This window comes from Streptomyces sp. DG1A-41 (assembly GCF_037055355.1).
Lineage (GTDB): Bacteria > Actinomycetota > Actinomycetes > Streptomycetales > Streptomycetaceae > Streptomyces.
Window position 1 is genome coordinate 1084456 of the sequence record NZ_CP146350.1, and the last position, 21222, is coordinate 1105677.

The 21222-nt window shown below is 72.1% G+C and carries 16 protein-coding genes and 3 pseudogenes; 13 read left to right on the plus strand and 6 right to left on the minus strand.

What is annotated here, in order from left to right; genetic code table 11:
- Positions 1-54: 54 nt before the first annotated feature.
- From V8690_RS05080 to V8690_RS05090, 3 genes and pseudogenes are all read left to right on the plus strand, one after another.
- Positions 55-213 (plus strand): annotated as a pseudogene (locus V8690_RS05080) (ABC transporter permease subunit); the annotation flags it as partial.
- A 38-nt stretch (positions 214-251) separates the two neighbouring features.
- A pseudogene (locus V8690_RS05085) lies at positions 252-515 on the plus strand (ABC transporter substrate-binding protein); the annotation flags it as partial.
- Positions 516-573: 58 nt separating this feature from the next.
- The gene (locus tag V8690_RS05090; RefSeq protein WP_338776112.1) at positions 574-1650 is read left to right on the plus strand and encodes an NAD(P)-binding domain-containing protein; all 1077 of its coding nucleotides are present in this window, start codon (positions 574-576) and stop codon (positions 1648-1650) included.
- A gap of 820 nt (positions 1651-2470) precedes the next feature.
- Here V8690_RS05090 and mltG read toward each other — a convergent pair.
- Positions 2471-3316 (minus strand): endolytic transglycosylase MltG, encoded by an 846-nt coding sequence (gene mltG / locus V8690_RS05095; RefSeq protein WP_338776113.1) that lies wholly within the window; start codon positions 3314-3316, stop codon positions 2471-2473.
- A 43-nt stretch (positions 3317-3359) separates the two neighbouring features.
- Entirely contained in the window at positions 3360-5162 is a 1803-nt protein-coding gene (locus V8690_RS05100; protein WP_338776114.1) for an ABC transporter ATP-binding protein, read from the minus strand.
- Positions 5163-5267: 105 nt separating this feature from the next.
- Here V8690_RS05100 and V8690_RS05105 point away from each other — a divergent pair, with 105 nt between their 5' ends.
- Complete coding sequence (locus V8690_RS05105; protein ID WP_338776115.1) at positions 5268-5717, plus strand: MarR family transcriptional regulator; 450 nt, start codon at positions 5268-5270, stop codon at positions 5715-5717.
- 113 nt (positions 5718-5830) lie between these two features.
- Here V8690_RS05105 and V8690_RS05110 read toward each other — a convergent pair whose 3' ends face one another.
- Together V8690_RS05110 and V8690_RS05115 are read right to left on the minus strand one after the other, a co-directional pair.
- Positions 5831-7237, minus strand: coding sequence for a cation:dicarboxylase symporter family transporter (locus tag V8690_RS05110; RefSeq protein WP_338776116.1), 1407 nt, complete (start codon positions 7235-7237; stop codon positions 5831-5833).
- Positions 7238-7412: 175 nt separating this feature from the next.
- On the minus strand, positions 7413-9023 hold the full coding sequence (locus V8690_RS05115; RefSeq protein WP_338776117.1) for a peptide-N4-asparagine amidase: 1611 nt from the start codon (positions 9021-9023) through the stop codon (positions 7413-7415).
- 199 nt (positions 9024-9222) lie between these two features.
- Here V8690_RS05115 and V8690_RS05120 point away from each other — a divergent pair, with 199 nt between their 5' ends.
- The 4 genes from V8690_RS05120 to V8690_RS05135 all read left to right on the plus strand — a co-directional run bounded on the left by V8690_RS05120 (position 9223) and on the right by V8690_RS05135 (position 14180).
- Positions 9223-11028, plus strand: a complete 1806-nt coding sequence (locus V8690_RS05120; protein ID WP_338776118.1) for an ABC transporter ATP-binding protein — start codon at positions 9223-9225, stop codon at positions 11026-11028.
- Entirely contained in the window at positions 11025-12806 is a 1782-nt protein-coding gene (locus V8690_RS05125) for an ABC transporter ATP-binding protein (RefSeq protein WP_338776119.1), read from the plus strand. The genes V8690_RS05120 and V8690_RS05125 overlap by 4 nt, the downstream gene beginning before the upstream one ends.
- Positions 12807-13428: 622 nt before the next feature.
- Entirely contained in the window at positions 13429-13899 is a 471-nt protein-coding gene (locus V8690_RS05130) for a DUF5709 domain-containing protein (RefSeq protein WP_338776120.1), read from the plus strand.
- Between the two features lie 35 nt (positions 13900-13934).
- The gene (locus tag V8690_RS05135; RefSeq protein WP_086563794.1) at positions 13935-14180 is read left to right on the plus strand and encodes a type B 50S ribosomal protein L31; all 246 of its coding nucleotides are present in this window, start codon (positions 13935-13937) and stop codon (positions 14178-14180) included.
- 26 nt (positions 14181-14206) lie between these two features.
- On the opposite strand, the gene V8690_RS05140 is transcribed toward V8690_RS05135, so the two are convergent.
- Positions 14207-15001 (minus strand): metal-dependent hydrolase, encoded by a 795-nt coding sequence (locus V8690_RS05140; protein WP_338776121.1) that lies wholly within the window; start codon positions 14999-15001, stop codon positions 14207-14209.
- 144 nt (positions 15002-15145) lie between these two features.
- Here V8690_RS05140 and V8690_RS05145 point away from each other — a divergent pair, with 144 nt between their 5' ends.
- The 5 genes and pseudogenes from V8690_RS05145 to V8690_RS05165 all read left to right on the plus strand — a co-directional run bounded on the left by V8690_RS05145 (position 15146) and on the right by V8690_RS05165 (position 20367).
- On the plus strand, positions 15146-17659 hold the full coding sequence (locus tag V8690_RS05145; protein ID WP_338776122.1) for a DUF3516 domain-containing protein: 2514 nt from the start codon (positions 15146-15148) through the stop codon (positions 17657-17659).
- Between the two features lie 37 nt (positions 17660-17696).
- Positions 17697-18569 carry an acyl-CoA thioesterase II gene (locus tag V8690_RS05150; RefSeq protein ID WP_338776123.1) on the plus strand — a complete coding sequence of 291 codons (873 nt, stop codon included), beginning with the start codon at positions 17697-17699 and terminating at the stop codon, positions 18567-18569.
- A gap of 129 nt (positions 18570-18698) precedes the next feature.
- Entirely contained in the window at positions 18699-19586 is an 888-nt protein-coding gene (locus V8690_RS05155; RefSeq protein WP_338776124.1) for a DMT family transporter, read from the plus strand.
- Between the two features lie 36 nt (positions 19587-19622).
- Positions 19623-19802 (plus strand): annotated as a pseudogene (locus tag V8690_RS05160) (SDR family NAD(P)-dependent oxidoreductase); the annotation flags it as partial.
- Between the two features lie 100 nt (positions 19803-19902).
- Positions 19903-20367 carry an SDR family oxidoreductase gene (locus V8690_RS05165; protein ID WP_338776125.1) on the plus strand — a complete coding sequence of 155 codons (465 nt, stop codon included), beginning with the start codon at positions 19903-19905 and terminating at the stop codon, positions 20365-20367.
- A 60-nt stretch (positions 20368-20427) separates the two neighbouring features.
- On the opposite strand, the gene V8690_RS05170 is transcribed toward V8690_RS05165, so the two are convergent.
- The gene (locus V8690_RS05170) at positions 20428-21213 is read right to left on the minus strand and encodes a DNA-formamidopyrimidine glycosylase family protein (RefSeq protein WP_338776126.1); all 786 of its coding nucleotides are present in this window, start codon (positions 21211-21213) and stop codon (positions 20428-20430) included.
- Positions 21214-21222: the final 9 nt, after the last annotated feature.

Here is a 21222-nt window from a genome sequence, read left to right on the forward strand (position 1 = left end):
CCGGTCACCCCCGCCCGGGTGGCGGTACAGGCGTCCACCGGACGAGACGCCCGGCTGTCGCGGTGGGGGCTCGTCCGGCATGTCGTCCTCCCGGGCGCGCTGCCGAACGCCATGACCGGTCTGCGCTACTCGCTCGGCATCGCCTGGCTCGCGCTGGTCTTCGCCGAGCAGGTCAACGCCGACTCCGGCATCGGGTTCCTCATGGTGCAGGCGGCATCGTGCTGGTTCCGCGCCGCAAGGGCGCCTACAGGTGGGTGCACGACCACGAGGAGGAGTGGGCGAAGGACACCGGGCTCCCCGAGGACGCGGCGTTGGCGGCGGTGAAGCGCACGTACACGACCCGGATCGCGGTCGCCGTCGACACGCCGCTGATCGCCTCCGAGCAGGAGATCGCCGACACGTTCACGGCGTTGAAGCTCATCCCCCGCAAGGTCGACTTCGCCGGCTTAACCGACACCCGGTTCAACGGCGACCTGCCGCCGTCGACGGCGGCGGCCCGGCCGTCGGAAGGCTAGAACCCGCCACCTCGGTCCGCCCGGGAAGATCCACGACCCCGGCACCGTTGGTAGAAGCGTGAACAACACACGCGAGGTCGAGGTAGTCGTCATAGGTGCCGGCCAGGCCGGTCTGGCCAGCGCCTATCACCTGCGGCGGTCCGGTTTCGAGCCGGACCGCGACTTCGTCGTGCTGGACCACTCCCCCGGTCCCGGCGGCGCCTGGCAGTTCCGCTGGCCGTCGCTGACGTACGGCAAGGTGCACGGAATGCACGCGCTGCCGGGGATGGAACTCACGGACGCGGATCCGGCCCGGCCGTCCGCCGAGGTGATCAGCGACTACTTCAACCGGTACGAGCGGGCCTTCGACCTGCGGGTGCGCCGCCCCGTCGACGTGCTGGCCGTGCGCGAGGGACCCGGCGGGCGGCTGCGCGTGGAGACCCCGGAGGGCGTGTGGTCGACGCGGGCGCTGATCAACGCGACCGGCACCTGGGACCGGCCGTTCTGGCCGCGCTATCCGGGCCAGGAGACTTTCCGGGGGCGGCAGTTGCACACCGCGCAGTACCCCGGGCCGGAGGAGTTCGCGGGGCAGCGGGTCGTCGTGGTGGGCGGGGGCGCCTCGGGCACGCAGCACCTGCTGGAGATCGCCTCGTACGCGGCGGCCACCACCTGGGTGACCCGGCGTCCGCCCGTCTTCCGGGAGGGCCCCTTCGACGAGAACGCGGGCCGGGCGGCCGTCGCGCTCGTCGAGGAACGGGTACGGCAGGGGCTGCCGCCCAGAAGCGTCGTCTCGGTCACCGGGCTGCCGCTCAACGACGCGATCCGGCAGGGCATCGAGGACGGGGTGCTCGACCGGCAGCCGATGTTCGACCGCATCACGCCCACGGGAGTGGACTGGCGGGACGGGCGGCACGTCGACGCGGACGTCGTCCTGTGGGCCACCGGTTTCCGGGCCGCCATCGACCATCTCGCCCCGCTCAGGCTGCGCGAGCCGGGCGGCGGCATCCGTCTGGAGGGCACGCGCGCGGTCGCGGACCCGCGCGTCCACCTCGTCGGCTACGGACCGTCGGCCAGCACCATCGGCGCCAACCGCGCCGGCCGCGCGGCCGTACGGGACATCAGGCGACTGCTGGCGCGGGAGCGGGTCGCCGCGTAACGCCCGGCCCGGCGTTACGCGCACCGGCAGCCACGCCCGCCCGGGCACGAGCCACGCCCTGCCCGGGCATGGACACCCGGCCGCCGGAACGGGCGCCACCGGCAGCCACGCCCGCCCAGGCCAGGACACCCCGCCGCCGGAACGCGCACCGACACCGCGTGACACCCAGGCCGGTCCCCCCGGCCGCCGACACGGGAACCCGCAGTCGCGCCGCCCGGCCATGGACCACGCCCTGCCCGGGCATGGACACCCGGCCGCCGGAACGGGCGCCACCGGCAGCCACGCCCGCCCAGGCCAGGACACCCCGCCGCCGGAACGCGCACCGACACCGCGTGACACCCAGGCCGGTCCCCCCGGCCGCCGACACGGGAACCCGCAGTCGCGCCGCCCGGCCATGGACCACGCCCTGCCCGGGCATGGACACCCGGCCGCCGGAACGGGCGCCACCGGCAGCCACGCCCGCCCAGGCCAGGACACCCCGCCGCCGGAACGCGCACCGACACCGCGTGACACCCAGGCCGGTCCTCCGGCTGTTGGAGCAGGAGCCGCTGGCCCCTGGCGCCCGGCGGATCACCCCGCCCCCGCATGGCGGCCGGCTCTCACAGCCCCTCCCGCTCCGCCACTCGCGCCACCAGGCCCGCCCACACCGCCGACCGGGTCGCCGCCCGGCTCCGGCACTCCACCGAACCCAGCCCCCGGCGCCGCAGCGCAGCCGTCACCTCGACAAGGCCTGCCGACACCGGCAGGTACGACCGATCCGATCCCCCGGCCCGCGCGCCGCCAACCCGGTCGCCCTGCCCCTCCGTCCCCGCTCTCCGGCTCACCCGGCCGCCTGCGCCCCGGCGGCCTTCCTCTGGGCGTTGAACTCGGCGACGTTGCGCTGGTGTTCGCCGTAGTCGGCGGTGAAGCGTGTGTCGCCCGGGCGGACCGTGACGAAGTACAGCCAGTCGCCCGGGGGCGGGTTGATGGCGGCGCGCATCGCCTCCTCGCCGGGGTTGTCGATCGGCGTGGGCGGCAGGCCCATGCGCTGGTACGAGTTGTAGGGGCTGTCGATCCTCGTGTCATTCGCCGTCGTCCGCAGAGTGGAGCGGCCCAGCGCGTAATTGATGGTGGAGTCCATCTGGAGCGGCATGCCGCGTTCGAGGCGATTGAAGACGACCCGGGCGACCTTGCCCATGTCGGCCCTGGTGGCCGCCTCCGCCTGGACGATGCTCGCGATGGTGACGGCCTGATAGACGTTCATGGCGTTGCGCTGCGCCCCCGCGGCGATGGGCGCGCCGTTGAACTTCTCGTTCGCGGTGTCGACCATCAGCGCCAGGAGCTTCTCCGGAGTCGTCTTCTCCTGGAGCGGATAGGTCGCCGGGAAGAGATAGCCCTCCGGGTTGCCCTCGGCGTCGTTCGGCAGTTTCAGCACCGCCTTCGCCAGGGACTTCTTCGTGCTGCCCGCGGGCAGGGCGAGGGCCTTGTCGACGGCCGCGTAGACCTGGCTCGCGCGCCAGCCCTCCGGGATCACCAGGGTCGTGGGCCGGCCGTCCTCCTCGGGCCCCAGGGTCAGCAGCGGCACCGCCACGGCGGTACCGACCACGACGGCTCCGGTCGCGACGAGGGCGATCCGGCCCCGGCGCGTCAGTCGAATCGTGCTCCGTGGCGGAGTGTTCTTCTGCATGCGGGCACGGTAACCCGCATATCTCCATAAATCCGGCATATTTTCATCTTGTCGGTTCCAGTTGGGCGTCCCGGCGTACGAGCGCCGCGTACCGGCCGTGCCGCTCCAGCAGTTCCTCGTGCGTACCGAGTTCGACCGCGCGCCCCGAGTCGAGGACCACGATCTGGTCGGCGCCCCGGACGGTGGACAGCCGGTGGGCGATGGTGAGCGTGGTGCGGTCGGCCGACAGCGCGTCGATGGCGTCCTGCACGGCGGCCTCGGTCCGGGTGTCCAGGGCGCTGGTGGCCTCGTCGAGGATGAGGACCGGCGGGTCGCGCAGGATGGTCCGGGCGATGGCCAGGCGCTGCTTCTCGCCGCCGGAGAAACGGTGACCGCGCTCCCCGACGACGGTGTCGTAGCCGTCGGGCAGTGCGGCGATGTGGTCGTGGATCTGCGCCGCCTTCGCCGCCTGGTAGAGCTCCTCGTCGGTGGCGTCGGGCTTGGCGAAGCGCAGGTTGTCGGCGACCGAGGCGTGGAAGAGGTACGTCTCCTGCGAGACGACGCCGACCGCGCGCGCCAGGGTGTCGAAGTCGAGGTCGCGGACGTCGACCCCGTCGAGGGTGACGCGGCCGCCCGTCACGTCGTAGAGGCGGGGCACCAGATAGCCGAACGTGGACTTGCCGGCGCCGGTGGGTCCGACGATCGCGAGGCTGCCGCCGGCCGGGACGGTGAGGTCGATGCCGTCCAGGACCGGGCCGCCCTTGTCGTCGTAGCCGAAGGAGACGTTCTCGAAGCGGACCTCGCCCTTGACCCGGTCGAGGCGGACCGGGTCCGCGCGCTCGGTGATGTCGATCGGCAGGTCGAGGTACTCGAAGATGCGCTGGAAGAGGGCGAGCGAGGTCTGGATCTGCACACCGGTCGACAGCAGGCTCACGGCCGGACGGAACAGGCCCTGCTGGAGCGAGACGAAGGCGACGATCGTGCCGATGGAGACACGGGGGCCGCCCAGCTGGAGGGCCATGCCGGCGGTCCAGTAGATGACGGCGGGCAGGGCGGCCATGACGATCGTGATGACGGCCATGCGCCAGCGGCCCGCCATGTTCGACCGCACCTCCAGGTCGACGAGTTCCTCGGACTCCCCGGCGAAGGACTTCGTCAGCGAGTCGGAGCGGCCCATCGTGCGGCCGAGCAGGATGCCGCTGACGGAGAGCGACTCGGTGACCGTGGCGGCCATGGCGGCCATCTGCTTCTGGCGCTGGGTGGTGATCTTCCGGCGTTCGTTGCCGACGCGGCGGCTGATCCACACGAACACCGGCAGCAACAGCAGCGAGACGACGGTCAGGCGCCAGTCGAGGACCACCATCGCGGCGATCGTGGCGACCACGCTGGTGAGGTTGGAGACCAGGGACGTGGCGGTGGAGGTGACGGTGGCCTGCATGCCGCCGACGTCGTTGGCGATGCGGGACTGCACCTCGCCCGTGCGCGTGCGCGTGAAGAACGCGAGGGACATGCGCTGGAGCCGGCCGTAGACGGCGGTGCGCAGGTCGTGCATGACGCGCTGGCCGACCGTCGTCGAGATCAGGGTCTGGAGGACGCCGAAGACGCTGGTGAGGACGGCGCTGAGGATCATGCCGAGGGCGAGCAGGCTGAGCAGGCCCGTACGCCCCTGGGGGATCGCGACGTCGAGGATCTCCTTCAGCAGGAAGGGCGTGGCGACCGAGACCAGCGACGAGGCGCCGACGAGCAGGCCGACGATCGCGAGGCGGCCCCGGTAGGGGCGGAAGAGTCTGAGGATGCGGCGGACCTGCCGGGGCTGTTCCTTCGAGTCGGCGGGTGCGGTCCAGGGGGCTTCGTGGTCGGGGTGCATGAGCTCCTTCGAGAGGGCGATACGGCCTAGGCGAGGACAGCGGATCGGATCGTAGCTCATTGTTACCTTCACTCACAATGAACATCATCCTGATATTGTTCCCGCATGAACTCCCCCGACTCCGACGGCCTGCTCGCCGAGCAGTTGCTGCGGCTCACCCGCCGGGTGCACCGCATCCAGAAGCGCCATCTGGAGCATCGCGACCTCGGCATCACACCAGCACAGTCCCGGCTGCTGCGCACCCTCGCGCACTGGGGTACGCCGCCGCGCATGGCCGACCTGGCCGAGCGCCTGGAGGTGGTGCCGCGGGCCGTGACGACGCTGGTCGACGGGCTGGAGGCGAGCGGCAAGGTGCGGCGGGCCCCGGACCCGGTGAACCGGCGGGTGATCCGCATCGAGCTCACGGACGACGGCCGGAGCGCGCTGCGCGAGCTGCGGGCGGCGCGCAGGTCGGCCGCGGAGGAAATCCTCGCCCCGCTGACGGAGGAACAGCGCGAGGCGCTCGGGGGGTTGCTGAACACGCTGATCGACGGCACGCCGGTGCGGCAGTGCTGAGGACCTGAAACACGCTCACTATTCGGCACGCGAAACGGGCCGCGGTCGCCGCTCTCGTGCTGGAGCGGTGGCCGCGACCCGTTCGATGTCGGTTCAGTTTCGGTTCGGTTCGGTCAACTGGCCTCGCTGGCGGGTTCCTTGGACTTCTGGGTGGGGATGCCTGGGGCCAGAGGTTCGGCACCGACGCTCTCGCCTCCGTCGTCCTCGACACCGTCGTCCGGTGCGGGCGAGTCCTCCCCGTCGAGCGTCTTCTTCGCCCGCTCGATGTCCAGCGCACCCTCCCAGCGGGAGACCGCGAACACGGCGACGCAGTTGCCGAGCAGGTTCGTGACGACGCGCATCGAGTCCATGATGCGGTCCACGCCCAGCAGCAGGGCGACGGCTCCGGCCGGAATGGCCCCCAGGGACGAGGCGGTCGCGGACAGGGCGAGGAACGCCGAACCGGGGATGCCCGCCATGCCCTTGCTGGTCAGCATCAGCACCAGGACCACGGTGATCTGCTGGCCCAGGCTCAGGTCCACGCCCACGGCCTGGGCGATGAAGAGCGTGCCGATGGACAGGTAGAGCGAGGCGCCGTCGAGGTTGAAGGAGTAGCCCGTGGGCAGCACCAGGCCCACGGCGTCGTCGCGGGCACCGGCCCGGCGCAGCTTCTGCATCACGCGCGGCATGACCGACTCGGTGGAGGCGGTGCCGAGCGCGAGCAGCATCTCCTCGCGGATGTAGCGCAGGAACTTCCAGAGGCTGAGCCCGGTCACCATCCGCAGGGCGACGGCCAGCAGCGCGATGAACAGCGCGGCCGCCAGGTAGCAGAGCACGATGAGCTTGGCGTACGTCTTCATCACGCCCAGCCCGTAGTTGCCGACCAGGTGGGCCATCGCGCCGAACACCGCGATCGGGGCGAGCCGCATGATGAAGCCGACGACCGTGAAGATCACTTCCTGGGCCTGGTCGATGGCGGGCAGGATCTTCGGCACCTTGGTGTGCCCGAGGTGCAGCAGGGCGGCGCCCACCAGGCAGGCCAGGATGAGGACTTGGAGCAGTTCGTTCTCGGCGAAGGCGCCGACGAAGCTTTCGGGCAGCGCGTTGAGGACGAACTCGGTCGTCGAGGGCAGATGGCCACCGCCCGTCGTCTGGTCCACCGCGGCGGCGTTCAGCGAGGAGGGGTCGACGTTCATGCCCTTGCCGGGCCCGACGACGTTGGCGGCGACGAGGCCGATGACCAGGGCGGCGGTGGAGGCGACCTCGAACCAGACGAGGGCCTTGACCCCGATCCGGCCGAACGCCTTCAGGTCACCGGCCTTGGCGATGCCGACGACGACCACGCAGAACACGAGGGGCGAGATCACCGTCTTGATGAGCCGGGTGAAACCGTCACCGAGCGGCTGGAAAGCTGTGGCCGTATCCGGCCACAGCTTCCCGACGACGATTCCGAGGACGAGCGCGCAAAGGACTTGCGCGAACAGTGAGGTACGCAGGGTGCGTGCGACGCGCCACGGCAGGGACGGTACGGACGGTGGCACGGGGCCTCCTAGGGGGACGGGGCACACAGAGGCCGGAGGGGAGTTCTGCGATACGGAAAGCGGCTTCCGTAGCCGTACACTCTGGAGGCTGTCTTGATCGCGCACAAGACCGTAATGTTTCGGCCATGTAAAAGCGCCCTAAGTGGCGCATGTCACACAGGCCACACTGGCCCCCTCAGCAACGGCGGCGGTCCCCCGTGAGCACCCCCTGCACGGTGGTCAGCGTGCGGTCGTAGCAGCCGACGTGCGAGCCGTGGAGCCGGTAGCGCTCGCTCGTCGTGCCGACCGCGTGCCGCTCGTTGCGGGGCGCGTTCGCCGTGTAGGTGGCGTCGCCCGTGTAGGAGTCGTCGAGCCGTGACCACGCCGTACGACGGCCGCCGCGCGTCTCGACGGCCGTGGCGCGGTCGCCGAGGGTCAGCACGGTGCGCAGCCGGTCGCCGGCGCCGAGGGTGGTCGTGCCGTCCATCGTGTAGGTCCGGTGCGTGCGGGTGGTGTGGGCCGGTCCGCGTCCGTCGACGGTCACCGACTCGTCGTCGGTCCAGGCGGCCTCGAGGGCGTCGGTCGTCTCGCCGTCCGCCCAGCGGTGCTCCGAGGTGTTGGCCAGTGAGCGGCCGACGGTGGTCGTGACGCGGCCGTGCGAGGTGTCGAGGTATCCGGCGACGGTCAGCCGGTGGGCGCCCTCGGTGTCGACCCGGTGCTCCGAACCGGGCGTATACGAAGAGGAGTTGGCGAGGTCCTCCGTCTTGTGCACGGTGAGCTTCCCGGGAACGTGGGCGCGCTGCTCGTCCTGCCAGACGAGGACGTTCACGGGGGCGCTCCAGCCGGTCTGCCCCTCGGGGACGCCGACGACCGAGACCTCGACGCGGTGCGGGCGGCCGTCGTTGAGGAGCCCGGCGAAGGGGGTGAGGTCGTAGGTGATCGGCTTGATGTCGAAGGCGCGCGGGCCCGGGATCACGTACCAGAGGAACGGGTTGGACCAGCCGCCGGTCCACACGGTGGGGAACGGTGCGGCGATGCCCGCGAGCCGGCCGTCCACGCGGATCTGCACCTCGCGGTAGGGGCCTTGGCCCGCCTTGCAGGAGTACGGCGCCGGGTCGGGCACCGTCAGGTACCAGTACTCCTCACAGCCGCCACCGGAGCCGGTGGCGTACACCTCGGCGACGACGCGTTCGCTGTTGCGCGGGGTGGTGAGGGTGGTCGCGCCGTCGGCCCCGTGGTCGAGGGTGAGGACCCGGTCGGGGCTCCTGCCGTCGGGGCGGCCCTGGTGGAACGTCAGCGTGACCTTGACGTCGAGGACGCCCGTGTAGGTGTCGTCGACGACGTTCCCGATGAGCATCTCGACGTCCTGGCGGCTGCGGAAGGTGTCGCTGTAGCGGGTGACGTCCTTCTCCACCGACCACTCGATGCCGTCGGGCGAGGGCTGCGGTGTCGACGTACGGAAGATCTCGACCCCGCCGACGTGGAGGTAGCCGAGCCGGTCGTACTGGCGTCCCTTGACCTTGCCGTCGAGCCGCAGCACCACCTTGCTCCAGCGTTCGCCGCAGTCGCCGGGCGGGGCGTACGTGCCCCGGTACGGGGTGAAGTCGCGGAACTGGGCCTGGGCGACGGTGACTTCGCAGGAGTTGCCGCCCGGCTTCGTGACGGGCGGGGCGGCCGTGACCGGGTCGTGCCAGTCGGTGCCGAACTCGGCGGGGACGTCGGCCGCGCGGGCGGGACCGGTCCCGAGGAGGGTGCTCGCCAGGAGGGTCGCTCCCGCAAGCATGGACATGACGATCCGTCTCTTCATGTGCGGTGTTCTACGGGGAGTCCGCCGCCTCCGCAATGAGCAACGGCCCGTCGGGGCAGCCCTGTTCCCACCCCGGTCGGCCGGTTCCGTTCGGTGGGTGGAAAACCGGTTGCTTCCGACCACGTGGCGAGGCGAACCTGTCACGGTTTGTTGCCGTCGGCCGAACCCCCACCCCCCTGACACGAGCCACTGGGACGTCATGCAGATTCAAGACCTTCCGTACCCCGACCCGGGCGTGCCGGACGCGCGTTCGGGTCCCCGATTCCTGTGGTGGCTCTTCCGGAATCAGCTGAGCGGGCAGCTCAAGTCGCTGGCCTGGGGGCTGCTGCACTTCGCCTCCGTCGCCGCGCTGCCGTTCTGCGTCGGTGTCGCCGTACAGGCCGTCGTCGACCGCTCCGGCGGGCGACTCGCCCTGGCGGGCGGCCTGCTGGCGCTGGCCTGCGTCGGCAACGCCGTCGGCGACACCTTCCTGCACCGCACCGCCGTCACCAACTGGATCACGGCGGCCGCCCGCGTCCAGCAGCTGCTCGCCCGCAAGGCCGCCCAGTTGGGCTCGGCGCTGACCCGGCGCGTCGCGGCCGGTGAGGTCGTGGCGGTCTCCACGGGTGACGTCGAGAAGATCGGCTGGTTCGTGGAGGCCTGGTCGCGGTTCACCGCGGCCCTGGCCACCACCGTGCTGGTCTGCGCCGCTCTGCTCGTCTACCAGCCCGCGCTCGGCGTGGTCGTCGCCGTGGGTCTGCCCGTGCTGGCGCTCGCCGTGCTGCCCCTGCTGCCCCGCGCCACCCGGCGTGCCGACGTCCAGCGCGAGAAAGCCGGACGCGCCACCGAACTCGCCTCGGACACCGTCGCCGGTCTGCGCGTGCTGCGCGGCATCGGCGGTGAGGAACTGTTCCTCGACCGCTACCGCCGCGCCTCCCAGGAGGTCCGGCACGCGGCGGTGCGCAGCGCCCGGATGTGGTCCCTGATCTCCGCGATCCAGGTCCTGCTGCCGGGACTGCTGCTCATCGCCGTCGTCTGGTACGGCGTGCACCTGGCGCGCCAGGGCCGGATCACCGTCGGCGAACTGGTCACCGTCTACAGCTCGGTGATGGTCCTCACCTATCCGCTGCGGCACTTCGAGGAGATCGCCATGGCGTACTCCTTCTCCCGGCCGTCCGCCAGACGGGCCGCGGGCGTGCTGGCGCTGGAGCGGGCCACGGACACCGCCGGGTCGCGCGTGGCCGGCCTCCCCTCCGGAGACCTGTACGACCCGGACACCGGGCTGCTCGCGAACGCCGGCCTGTTCACCGCCGTGGTGTGCGGCGACCCGGACGCGGCGGGCCGGCTGGCGGAGCGGCTGGGCGGGCACCCGTCGCAGGAGGGCACCTCGGTGCTGCTGGGCGGCGTGCCGCTCGACGAACTCCCGCTGGAGTGTGCCCGTACGGCCGTCCTCGTCCAGGACAAGGACCCGGTGCTGCTGTCCGGCTCGCTGCGCGAACTGCTGGACGTACCCGCGTCGGGCGCTGTCGAACCGCGGGCGGCGCTGGCCGCCGCGCAGTGCGACGACGTGCTGGCGGCGCTGGTGCAGGGCTCGGTGGACGCCGCCGACCCCATGGACGCCCGGATCACCGAACGCGGGCGGTCCCTGTCCGGCGGCCAGCGCCAGCGGCTCGCGCTCGCCCGGTCGCTGATCACCGACCCGGAAGTGCTCGTCCTGGACGAGCCGACCTCGGCCGTCGACTCGCACACCGAGGCACGGATCGCGCAGGGCGTGCGGGAGCTGCGCGCGGGGCGCACGACCGTGGTGTTCACCTCCTCGCCGCTGCTGCTGGACCGCGCCGACCGGGTCGTGTTCCTGCACGACGGCAAGGTCGCGGCGACCGGCACCCACCGCGAACTGGTGCACACCGAGCCCCGCTACCGGGCGGTCGTCACCCGCGAGACGGACGAGGAGGTCGCGTTGACCGGTTCCGTCGCCCTGAAGGACGTACTGCACGAACTGCAAGAGATCGAGGAGAAGGCATGATCGGCGTGGCGCCACCGGCGTACGACCCGGCGGCCCCGACGACGGCGAACACCCTGCCGGTCGGTGCCCCCACAACCGTCCGCGCCTACGTGGCCGAACTGCTGCGCCGGCACCGCCGGGCGTTCCTGCTGCTCGTCGGCGTGAACACGGTCGCCGTCGTCGCCTCGATGGCCGGTCCGTGGCTGCTGGGCGGAGTCGTGGAGCGGGTGTCCGACGGGGCGCGGGACCTGCGGCTGGAACTCACCGCGGGGCTGTTCGTGGCGGCGCTGGCCGTCCAGGCCCTGTTCGTCCGCCAGGTGCGGCTGCGCGGCGCGATGCTCGGCGAGCGGATGCTGGCCGACCTGCGCGAGGACTTCCTCGTACGGTCGGTCGGGCTGCCGCCCGGCGTGCTGGAGCGGGCCGGGACCGGCGACCTGCTGTCGCGGATCACCACGGACATCGACCGGCTGGCCAACGCCATGCGCGAGGCCGTGCCGCAGCTGTCGATCGGCGTGGTGTGGGTGGTCCTGCTGATGGGCGGGCTGGTCGTCACGGCGCCGCCGCTGGCGCTCGCCGTACTGCTCGCCCTGCCGCTGCTGATCATCGGCTGCCGCTGGTACTTCCGGCGGGCGCCGGCCGCCTACCGCTCGGAGGCCGCCGGGTACGCCGCCGTGGCCGCCGCGCTCGCAGAGACCGTGGACGCCGGGCGCACCGTCGAGGCGCATCGCCTCGGTGACCGGCGCGTCGCGCTGTCGGAGCGCCGGATCCGGGAGTGGACGGCGTGGGAGCGCTACACGATGTGGCTCCGGTCGGTGCTCTTCCCGGTCGTCAACGTCACCCACGTCACCGTGCTCGCCTCGGTCCTCCTGGTGGGCGGCGTGTTCGCCCTGCACGGCTGGATCGACGTCGGCCAGCTCACGACGGGCGCGCTGATCGCCCAGATGCTGGTCGACCCGGTGGGCATGATCCTGCGCTGGTACGACGAGCTCCAGGTGGCCCAGGTGTCGCTGGCCCGGCTCGTCGGGGTCCGGGACATCGAGCCGGACGCCGGGGACCCCTCCGTGCTTCCCGACGGACGCCATGTCCGCGCCGACCGGGTGCACTTCGGCTACCTGGAGGGCGTGGACGTCCTGCGCAAGGTGTCCCTGGAGGTCTCCCCCGGCACCCGGCTGGCCCTGGTCGGCCCCTCGGGTGCGGGCAAGTCGACGCTGGGCCGGCTGCTCGCCGGGATCTACGGGCCCCGGGACGGGCGGATCACCCTGGGCAGTGCCGAGCTGTCCCGGATGCCGGCGGAACGCGTCCGGGCCCACGTCGCCCTCGTCAACCAGGAGCACCACGTCTTCGTGGGCTCCCTGCGCGACAACCTCCGGCTCGCCCGGACCGACGCGGGCGACGCCGAGCTGTGGGCGGCGCTGGGCGCGGTCGACGCGGACGGCTGGTCCCGGGGACTCGACGACGGCCTGGACACCGAGGTCGGCTCGGGCGGCCTGACGCTCACCCCCGCCCAGGCCCAGCAGATCGCCCTGGCCCGCCTGGTGCTGGCGGACCCGCACACCCTGGTCCTGGACGAGGCGACCTCCCTGCTCGACCCGCGCGCCGCCCGCCACCTGGAACGATCCCTGGCCAAGGTCCTCGACGGCCGCACCGTCGTCGCCATCGCCCACCGCCTCCACACCGCCCACGACGCGGACGTCATCGCCGTCGTCGAGAACGGCCGCATCAGCGAACTGGGCAGCCACGAGGAACTGGTGGCGGCGGACGGGGCCTATGCGGCGTTGTGGAGGTCGTGGCACGGGTGACAAGCCGGTGACGACGGTGCCGTGCCGAGGGTGACAAAGGACATCGTGAGACGCGAGGCCTCGGCGGGCCCGGCCGGGAGGGCACGGCGTCCCGGACGACCTGCCCTCTGAGCGGGGGCCGGACCGGGCGGGTCCGGCCCGGTCCGGGGCCCGGCTCCGATAGGTCCGGCACCTGGGCCGGTCCCGCCTTTCCAAACGGTCCGGCCTCTGGCACCTCGGCCGGTCCCACCTTCCGGACGGTCCCGCCCCGTCCGCCCCGTCCGCCAGCCTCCAGTGCACCCGCCTCGGGGGTCAGCCCCGCGGACACACCCCGGGGCTGCCTCCGCAGCTCACCTCCGCAGGGCCATCTCCGCGAGGCGTCTCGGAGGTGAGCCTCCGGAGGTGGCCCGGGATGGGCAACGGGCCCGGGTCGCCCCGCCTCCTGGTCGGTGACCGCCGGAGGCGTTCCGTGGCGTTGCGCGGTCCCGAGGCGGGGTGGAAGGCTGGAATCAGGCACCGGCTCGGGGAAACGCCCGGGAACCGCGGCAGCGGTTCGGCGGCGGGCGGCGTCAGTGCTCCGTGTGGCGGCGGCCCGGCGCGGGCCCCGGTGTGAACGGGCCCGCCCCACCCCCTGGAGGTACCCGTGAAGAGCTCCGACGGCTGGGGAGACGACGTCTACCAGCCGGAACCATCCGAGCAGAGAGAGGACACGGGGCTGCTCGACGCCGAGGACACCCTGGAGTACGACGGCGTCGATGATCCCCTCGACCGGGGCTGGTCCCCTCCCGAGCGGCCCTGGGCCGTGGAGCACACCGGCGTCACGGCGGCGGAGCGGCGGCGGGGCGAGACGCTGGACCAGCGGCTCGCCGAGGAGCTGCCGGAGCCCGTCGCCCCGGACAGTGACGGTCTCGGGGACTGCGAGGGCACCGACGGGGAACTCCTGGACAACGAGGTCGGCGCCACGCGCTCCGGCCGGCTCGTAGCCCCCGACGAGGGCGCGCACGAGGACGAGGAGGGCGCGCTGGTCGCCATCGACGTGGGCATCGACGGCGCGGCGGCGTCGGCCGAGGAGGCAGCCGTGCACATCGTCGACGAGGACGCCCTGCCCGGCTGATCGCAGAACCGACCAGAGCCGCACGAGGAGCATCCATGCAGCAGGACAAGCACCCCGACTACCACCCCGTCGTCTTCCGCGACCGGGCCGCCGGTTACGCGTTCCTGACCCGGTCCACCGCGACCAGCGACCAGACCATCGAGTGGGACGACGGCGAGACCTACCCGGTCGTGGACGTGGAGATCTCCTCGGAGAGCCACCCGTTCTACACGGGCAAGGCCCGCACGGTGGACTCGGAGGGCAGGGTCGCCGCGTTCGAGCGCCGGTACGGCGGCCGCTGAGCCCTGTCCTCCGGCTCGGCCGGCGCTCAGATGACGTTGAGCGCCGCCGCGCAGCCCACCCCGCCGAGCAGCATGAACACCGGCATCAGCACCTTGAGCTCAACCCAGCTGCCCGCCCGGAACCGCATGAACTTCGGCGGTCCGACCGGGTACCAGCGCTTGCGCCCCACCGGTATGGGCCACAGGATCGGGCAGCCCGAGACGGTCAGCGCGTCCCCGATGTCGTGCACGATCGCGCCCAGCACGACCGGCAGCCCCAGCCACAGGTACTCCTGCCCCGGCGCCGTGAACAGCCAGTCCGCGCCGTTGCCCGGCTTGTCCAGCACACCCGCGAGGATCCACGCGGTGGCCGCGGCCAGCAGCCACACCAGGACCTCGCTGCTGGAGCCGCGCGTCGCCCGCCACAGCAGTCCCTCGATGGCCAGGACCATGTGCACGAAGAGGACCGCCAGCACCCCCCGGCGGTCGCTGGTGATCGCCACAACCGAGGTGCCCGCACCGATCAGGACCGCCCACAGCCAGGTGTGCGTGAGCGTGCGGTGCCCGCCGGAGCGGCGCGGGTCGCCCTGCTTCTTGGTGGCCTTGTAGACGGCGTACGACAACTTGTCGACGATCTCGCACAGCCAGCGGGACACCGGTCCGAAGGACCGTGAGATGGTCGCCGCCTTGTGGTCGAGGTCCGGGGCGAGCGCGGCACCGGCGCAGATCAGGGCACCGACGAGGAGGACCGGCCAGGGCATCGGGTGCCCGGCCGCGGCGGCCGCCGCACCGACGCCGAGCCAGGCGGCGGCGCCCGACAGTGAGTGTGCTGGTCCCATCATCGGCGTTGCCCGCCCCATTCCTCGTGTATCGCTGTCCAGTTGACCGGCGCCCTGAGATCCCGTCGGCGACACAGCGTAGCGTTCGCGATCTTCGTGCCCGCAGCCGATTCCCGCATCGGGCGGGAGGCCAGGCAAGATGGGGGCGTGACCCTCATCGATCAGCTGCCGCCGACCGCCGACCCCGACGCCCTGTACGAAGCCTTCGAGTCGTGGGCCGGTGAGCGGGGTCTCACGCTCTATCCCCATCAGGAGGAGGCGCTGATCGAGGTGGTCTCCGGCGCGAACGTGATCGTGTCGACGCCCACCGGCTCCGGCAAGAGCATGATCGCGGCGGGCGCGCACTTCGCCGCGCTGGCCCGGGACGAGGTCACCTTCTACACCGCCCCCATCAAGGCGCTGGTGTCGGAGAAGTTCTTCGAACTGTGCAAGATCTTCGGCACGGAGAACGTCGGCATGCTGACCGGCGACGCGTCCGTCAACGCCGACGCCCCCGTGATCTGCTGCACCGCCGAGGTGCTCGCGTCGATCGCGCTGCGCGACGGCAGGGACGCGGACGTCGGCCAGGTCGTGATGGACGAGTTCCACTTCTACTCGGAGGGCGACCGCGGCTGGGCCTGGCAGATCCCGATCCTGGAGCTGCCGCAGGCGCAGTTCGTGCTGATGTCGGCGACGCTCGGCGACGTGTCCTTCTTCGAGAAGGACCTCACCCGCCGCACCGGCCGCCCGACGGCGGTGGTCCGCTCGGCAACCCGTCCGGTGCCCCTGTCGTACGAGTACCGCTACACGCCGCTCACCGAGACCCTCACCGACCTGCTGGCGGCGCGGCAGGCGCCCGTCTACATCGTGCACTTCACGCAGGCGCAGGCCGTGGAGCGGGCGCAGGCGCTGATGAGCATCAACATGTGCTCCCGCGAGGAGAAGGAGCAGATCGCCGAGCTGATCGGCAACTTCCGCTTCACCACCAAGTTCGGCCGCAACCTCTCCCGTTACGTCCGGCACGGCATCGGCGTCCATCACGCCGGCATGCTGCCCAAGTACCGCCGCCTGGTGGAGAAGCTCGCGCAGGCCGGCCTGCTGAAGGTCATCTGCGGCACGGACACACTGGGGGTGGGCGTCAACGTCCCCATCCGGACGGTGCTGTTCACGGCCCTCACCAAGTACGACGGCACTCGCGTCCGCACCCTGCGCGCCCGGGAGTTCCACCAGATCGCGGGGCGCGCCGGGCGGGCCGGTTACGACACGGAGGGCTTCGTCGTCGCGCAGGCGCCCGAGCACGTCGTAGAGAACGAGAAGGCGCTCGCCAAGGCCGGCGACGATCCGAAGAAGCGCCGCAAGGTCGTCCGCAAGAAGGCTCCTGAGGGCTTCGTCGCGTGGTCGGAGCAGACCTTCGAGAAGCTCATCGCCTCCGAACCGGAGCCGCTGACCTCCCGGTTCCGGGTGACGCACACGATGCTGCTGTCGGTGATCGCCCGCCCGGGCAACGCCTTCGAGGCGATGCGCCACCTGCTGGAGGACAACCACGAGGCGCGGGGGCAGCAGTTGCGGCACATCCGCCGGGCCATCGCGATCTACCGCTCGCTGCTGGACGGTGGCATCGTCGAGAAGCTCGACGAACCGGACGCGACCGGACGCGTCGTCCGCCTCACCGTCGACCTCCAGCAGGACTTCGCGCTCAACCAGCCGCTGTCCACGTTCGCGCTGGCCGCGTTCGAGCTGCTGGACCCCGAATCGCCGTCGTACGCGCTCGACATGGTGTCCGTGGTGGAGTCCACCCTGGACGATCCGCGGCAGATCCTCGCCGCCCAGCAGAACAAGGCGCGCGGCGAGGCCGTGGCCGCGATGAAGGCGGACGGCGTCGAGTACGAGGAGCGCATGGAGCGTCTCCAGGACATCACGTACCCGAAGCCGCTGGAGGAGCTGCTCTTCCACGCGTACGACACGTACCGCAAGAGCCACCCCTGGGTCGGCGACCATCCGCTGTCGCCGAAGTCGGTCATCCGTGACATGTACGAACGGGCGTTGTCCTTCACGGAGTTGGTGTCCCACTACGAGCTGGCCCGCACCGAGGGCATCGTCCTGCGCTACCTCGCCAGCGCCTACAAGGCCCTCGACCACACCGTCCCGGACGACCTCAAGTCCGAGGACCTCCAGGACCTGATCGAGTGGCTGGGCGAGATGGTGCGCCAGGTCGACTCCAGCCTGCTGGACGAGTGGGAGCAGCTCGCCAACCCGGAGGAGATGACCGCCGAGGAGGCCCAGGAGAAGGCCGACGAGGTCAAGCCGGTCACGGCCAACGCGCGCGCCTTCCGCGTCCTGGTCCGCAACGCCATGTTCCGCCGGGTCGAGTTGGCCGCCCTCGACCAGGTCGAGGAGCTGGGCGAGATGGACGCGGAGGCCGGCTGGGACGCCGACGCGTGGGGCGAGGCGATGGACAAGTACTGGGACGAGTACGACGACCTCGGTACCGGCCCCGACGCCCGCGGCCCGAAGCTGCTGCTCATCGAGGAGGAGCCGGAGAACGCCCTGTGGCGGGTCCGGCAGATCTTCCACGACCCGAACGGCGACCACGACTGGGGTATCAGCGCGGAGGTCGACCTGACCGCCTCGGACGCGGAGGGCCGCGCGGTCGTCCGGGTCACCGACGTCGGCCAGCTGTGAACGGCCCGGCAGCAGCGAGCACAGGAGAATCCCACCCATGACGACGAACCCGGCCGAGAGACTGGTCGACCTGCTCGATCTGGAGCAGATCGAGGTCAACATCTTCCGTGGTCGCAGCCCGCAGGAGTCCCTCCAGCGGGTCTTCGGCGGCCAGGTGGCGGGACAGGCCCTGGTCGCCGCCGGCCGCACCACGGACGGCGAACGTCCCGTGCACTCGCTGCACGCGTACTTCCTGCGCCCGGGCATCCCGGGCGTGCCGATCGTCTACCAGGTCGAGCGGGTGCGCGACGGGCGGTCGTTCACGACCCGCCGGGTCACGGCCGTGCAGCGGGGCCGTACGATCTTCAATCTCACCGCCTCCTTCCACAAGCCGGAGGAGGGCAGCTTCGAGCACCAGCTGCCGCCCGCACGCACGGTCCCGGACCCGCAGTCCCTGCCCACGGTCACGGACGAGATCCGGGAGCACCTGGGCGCGCTACCCGAGCAGTTGGAGCGGATGGCCCGCCGCCAGCCCTTCGACATCCGCTACGTGGACCGGCTGCGCTGGACCACCGAGGAGGTCGCGGACGCCGAGCCGCGCAGCGCCGTGTGGATGCGCGCGGTCGGGCCGCTCGGCGACGACCCGCTCGTGCACACCTGCGCCCTCACCTACGCCAGCGACATGACCCTCCTGGACGCCGTCCGCATCCCGGTCGAGCCGCTGTGGGGCCCGCGGGGCTTCGACATGGCGTCACTGGACCACGCCATGTGGTTCCACCGCCCGTTCCGGGCCGACGACTGGCTGCTGTACGACCAGGAGTCGCCGATCGCGGTCGGCGGCCGTGGTCTGGCCCGGGGCCGGATCTACGACCGTGAGGGCCGGCTGGTCGTGTCGGTCGTGCAGGAGGGGCTCTTCCGGGAGCTGGGCTGACCTGGTCGTGTGCCGGTCGGGGTCGCTGTTCGGGGCTCCGATCGCGCGCGTGCCCGGATCCGGCGACCATGGCAGGAGGAGACACCGCCGGCGTCACACGCCCGCTGATCCGGGAGGTGGCCACGCTCCGTGCTCCCCGTCGTCTTCGCGGTCTGCGCGGCCCTCAGCAACGCCGTCGCGACGGTATTGCAGCGCAAGGCAGCGCTCACCGTGCCACGCTCCCAGGGGCTCAGGGCCGGGCTGATCGCCGACCTGCTGCGCCGGCCCGTCTGGCTGGCCGGCATCCTCGCGGTGATCGGCGCCGCCGTCTGCCAGGCGCTGGCGCTGGCGACCGGGCCGCTGACGATCGTGCAGCCGCTGTTCGTGCTGGAGCTGCCGCTGACCCTCGTCGTCGCGTCGCTGCTGATGCACCGGCATCTGCCGCGCACGGGCTGGCTGGCCGTGACGGTGGTAGTGGCCGGCCTGGCGGTCGCGCTCGCCGCCGCGTCCCCCACCGGCAATCGCACCCATGTGGAGCTGGACCGCTGGATCCCCGCCCTCGCCGTGTGCGCGGGGGCGGTCGCCGGCCTCGCCGTCGCCGCCCTGCGGCGCCCGGAGGGCCGGACCCGGGCGGCGTGTCTGGGTGCCGCGACGGCGATCAGCTACGCGGTGACCGCGGCGCTGATGAAGGCCGCCACCCACATCCTCGACGAGCAGGGCCTCGTGGGTTTCGTCACCGCCTGGCAGACCTACACTTTCGCAGCGACCGGCGTGTGCGCGCTGTTCCTGCTGGAGAACGCCATGCAGGCCGGCCCGCTGGTCGCCTCGCAGCCCGCGCTCACCCTCGGTGACGCGCTGGTGAGCCTTGCACTCGGCATCCTTCTGTACGAGGAGATGGTCCGCACCGGGTGGTGGCTGCTGCCCCAGCTGTTCGGTGTCGCGCTGATCGCCGCGGGGGTGCTCGCCCTGGCGCGGATTCCGTTCACACAGTCGCTCGTGGCACCGGACGAGGAACGCCGGACGGCGGGAGTGCCCTGAGAGCCCGGGAGTGCCCTGAGGACGAAGGAGGACACCATGGGACGTCTCAGCGAGCAGGTGGCGATCGTGACCGGAGGAGCCGGGGACATCGGTGCCGCGGTGGCGCGCACGCTCGCGGCCGAGGGCGCCGCCGTGGTCGTCGCCGACATCGGGGACGACGAGGGGGCGCAGCTGACGGCCGGGCTCGGCGTCCGGGCCCGCTTCACGCATCTGGACGTCACCAGCGAGGACGTCTGGCAGCGGGCCCTGGTCGGGACGGAGCAGGCCCTGGGCCGGTCTCGGTCCTCGTCAACATCGCCGGGATCATCGACTGGGCATGGAGGAACAGAGCCCCGCGTCGTTCCGCCGAGTCCTCGACGTCAACCTCACGGGCGCCTGGCTGGGCATGCGCGCGGCGGCACCGTCGCTGCGCCGGGCCGGGGGCGGTGTGATCGTGAACATGTCCTCTCTGGCCGGGCTGACCGCCTACGCCGGCGTCGGAGCCTACGCGGCGAGCAAATGGGGGCTGCGCGGACTGACCGAGGCCGCCGCGCTGGAACTGGCGCCCGACCGGGTCCGGGTCTGCTCCGTCCACCCCGGCGCGATCCGCACCCGGATGACGGCCGGCTTCGGCGACGCCCACACCGCGGCCCAGCCCATCCTCCGGTTCGGCGAGCCCGAGGAGGTCGCCCGCATGGTGCTCTGCATCATCACCGAGGCCACCTTCTCGACGGGCAGCGAGTTCGTCATGGACGGCGGCATCCTGGCCAGCCCGCCGGCTGACCTGGCCTCCGGCGACTGACCGGTCCGGGCCAGCCCGCCGGCTGTCCTGGCGCCCGGCAAGCGACCCGCCTTGGCCGGATCACTCGTCCGGCTGGCACCGCGGGCACCACACCGTGCCCCGGCCCGCCATCCGGGACCGGCGCAGCCCGCTGCCGCAGCGCGGACACCTGGGGTCGGGGTCGTCACGATGTCCGGTGAGCCAGGAGTCCCGCGGGGGCACACAGCCGGCGGTGACGGCGGACCGCAGGGTTCTGCGCATCTCGCTGTACAGGCGACGGCGGTCGTCCTGGGTGAGCTCACGCGCCCGGCGGTCGGGGCGCAGCCGGGCGCGCCACAGGATCTCGTCGGCGAGCAGATTGCCCAGGCCGGCCAGGACGGACTGGTCGGTGAGCGCGGTCTTCAGGTGACCCCGGCGCGATGAGAGCACGGCCTCGAATTCCGCACGCTCCACCGCCATCGCGTCGGGGCCCTGCCGCCGAAGCAGCCGGTCGAGGTCGGAGTCGTCGTGGGCCAGCCACAGGCCCTGGAGTTTGCGCTGGTCACGAAAGCGCAGCTGACGGTTGCCGCTCAGGGTGAACAGCACGCGGTCGTGGGCCTCGACGGCGTCATCAGGACGACCGCAGACCAGCCGGCCGGTCATGCCGAAGTGCAGCACGAGGGTGGGGCCGCCGGTGCGGGCGAGCAGCCACTTGCCGTGCCGCTCCGGTGTGCCGAACCGCCGGCCCTCCAGCGCGTCACGCAGGCCCCGCACCCCGACCCCGTGCAGGACGCCCGCGTCCCGCACCTCGACACGCCGCACGACCCGCCCCTTCGCACAGGACTCGAGCACCTGCCGGAAGCCCTCGACGTCGGGCAGCTCGGGCATGACCGGCGG

Excerpts from the sequence above, each read along its gene's own strand:
- mltG (WP_338776113.1), bottom strand. The coding sequence starts at position 3,316 with ATGCAGAAGAACACTCCGCCACGGAGCACGATTCGACTGACGCGCCGG.
- V8690_RS05100 (WP_338776114.1), bottom strand. The coding sequence starts at position 5,162 with ATGCACCCCGACCACGAAGCCCCCTGGACCGCACCCGCCGACTCGAAG.
- V8690_RS05105 (WP_338776115.1), top strand. The coding sequence starts at position 5,268 with ATGAACTCCCCCGACTCCGACGGCCTGCTCGCCGAGCAGTTGCTGCGG.
- V8690_RS05115 (WP_338776117.1), bottom strand. The coding sequence starts at position 9,023 with ATGAAGAGACGGATCGTCATGTCCATGCTTGCGGGAGCGACCCTCCTG.
- V8690_RS05120 (WP_338776118.1), top strand. The coding sequence starts at position 9,223 with ATGCAGATTCAAGACCTTCCGTACCCCGACCCGGGCGTGCCGGACGCG.
- V8690_RS05125 (WP_338776119.1), top strand. The coding sequence starts at position 11,025 with ATGATCGGCGTGGCGCCACCGGCGTACGACCCGGCGGCCCCGACGACG.
- V8690_RS05135 (WP_086563794.1), top strand. The coding sequence starts at position 13,935 with ATGCAGCAGGACAAGCACCCCGACTACCACCCCGTCGTCTTCCGCGAC.
- V8690_RS05140 (WP_338776121.1), bottom strand. The coding sequence starts at position 15,001 with ATGATGGGACCAGCACACTCACTGTCGGGCGCCGCCGCCTGGCTCGGC.
- V8690_RS05150 (WP_338776123.1), top strand. The coding sequence starts at position 17,697 with ATGACGACGAACCCGGCCGAGAGACTGGTCGACCTGCTCGATCTGGAG.
- V8690_RS05165 (WP_338776125.1), top strand. The coding sequence starts at position 19,903 with ATGGAGGAACAGAGCCCCGCGTCGTTCCGCCGAGTCCTCGACGTCAAC.
- V8690_RS05170 (WP_338776126.1), bottom strand. The coding sequence starts at position 21,213 with ATGCCCGAGCTGCCCGACGTCGAGGGCTTCCGGCAGGTGCTCGAGTCC.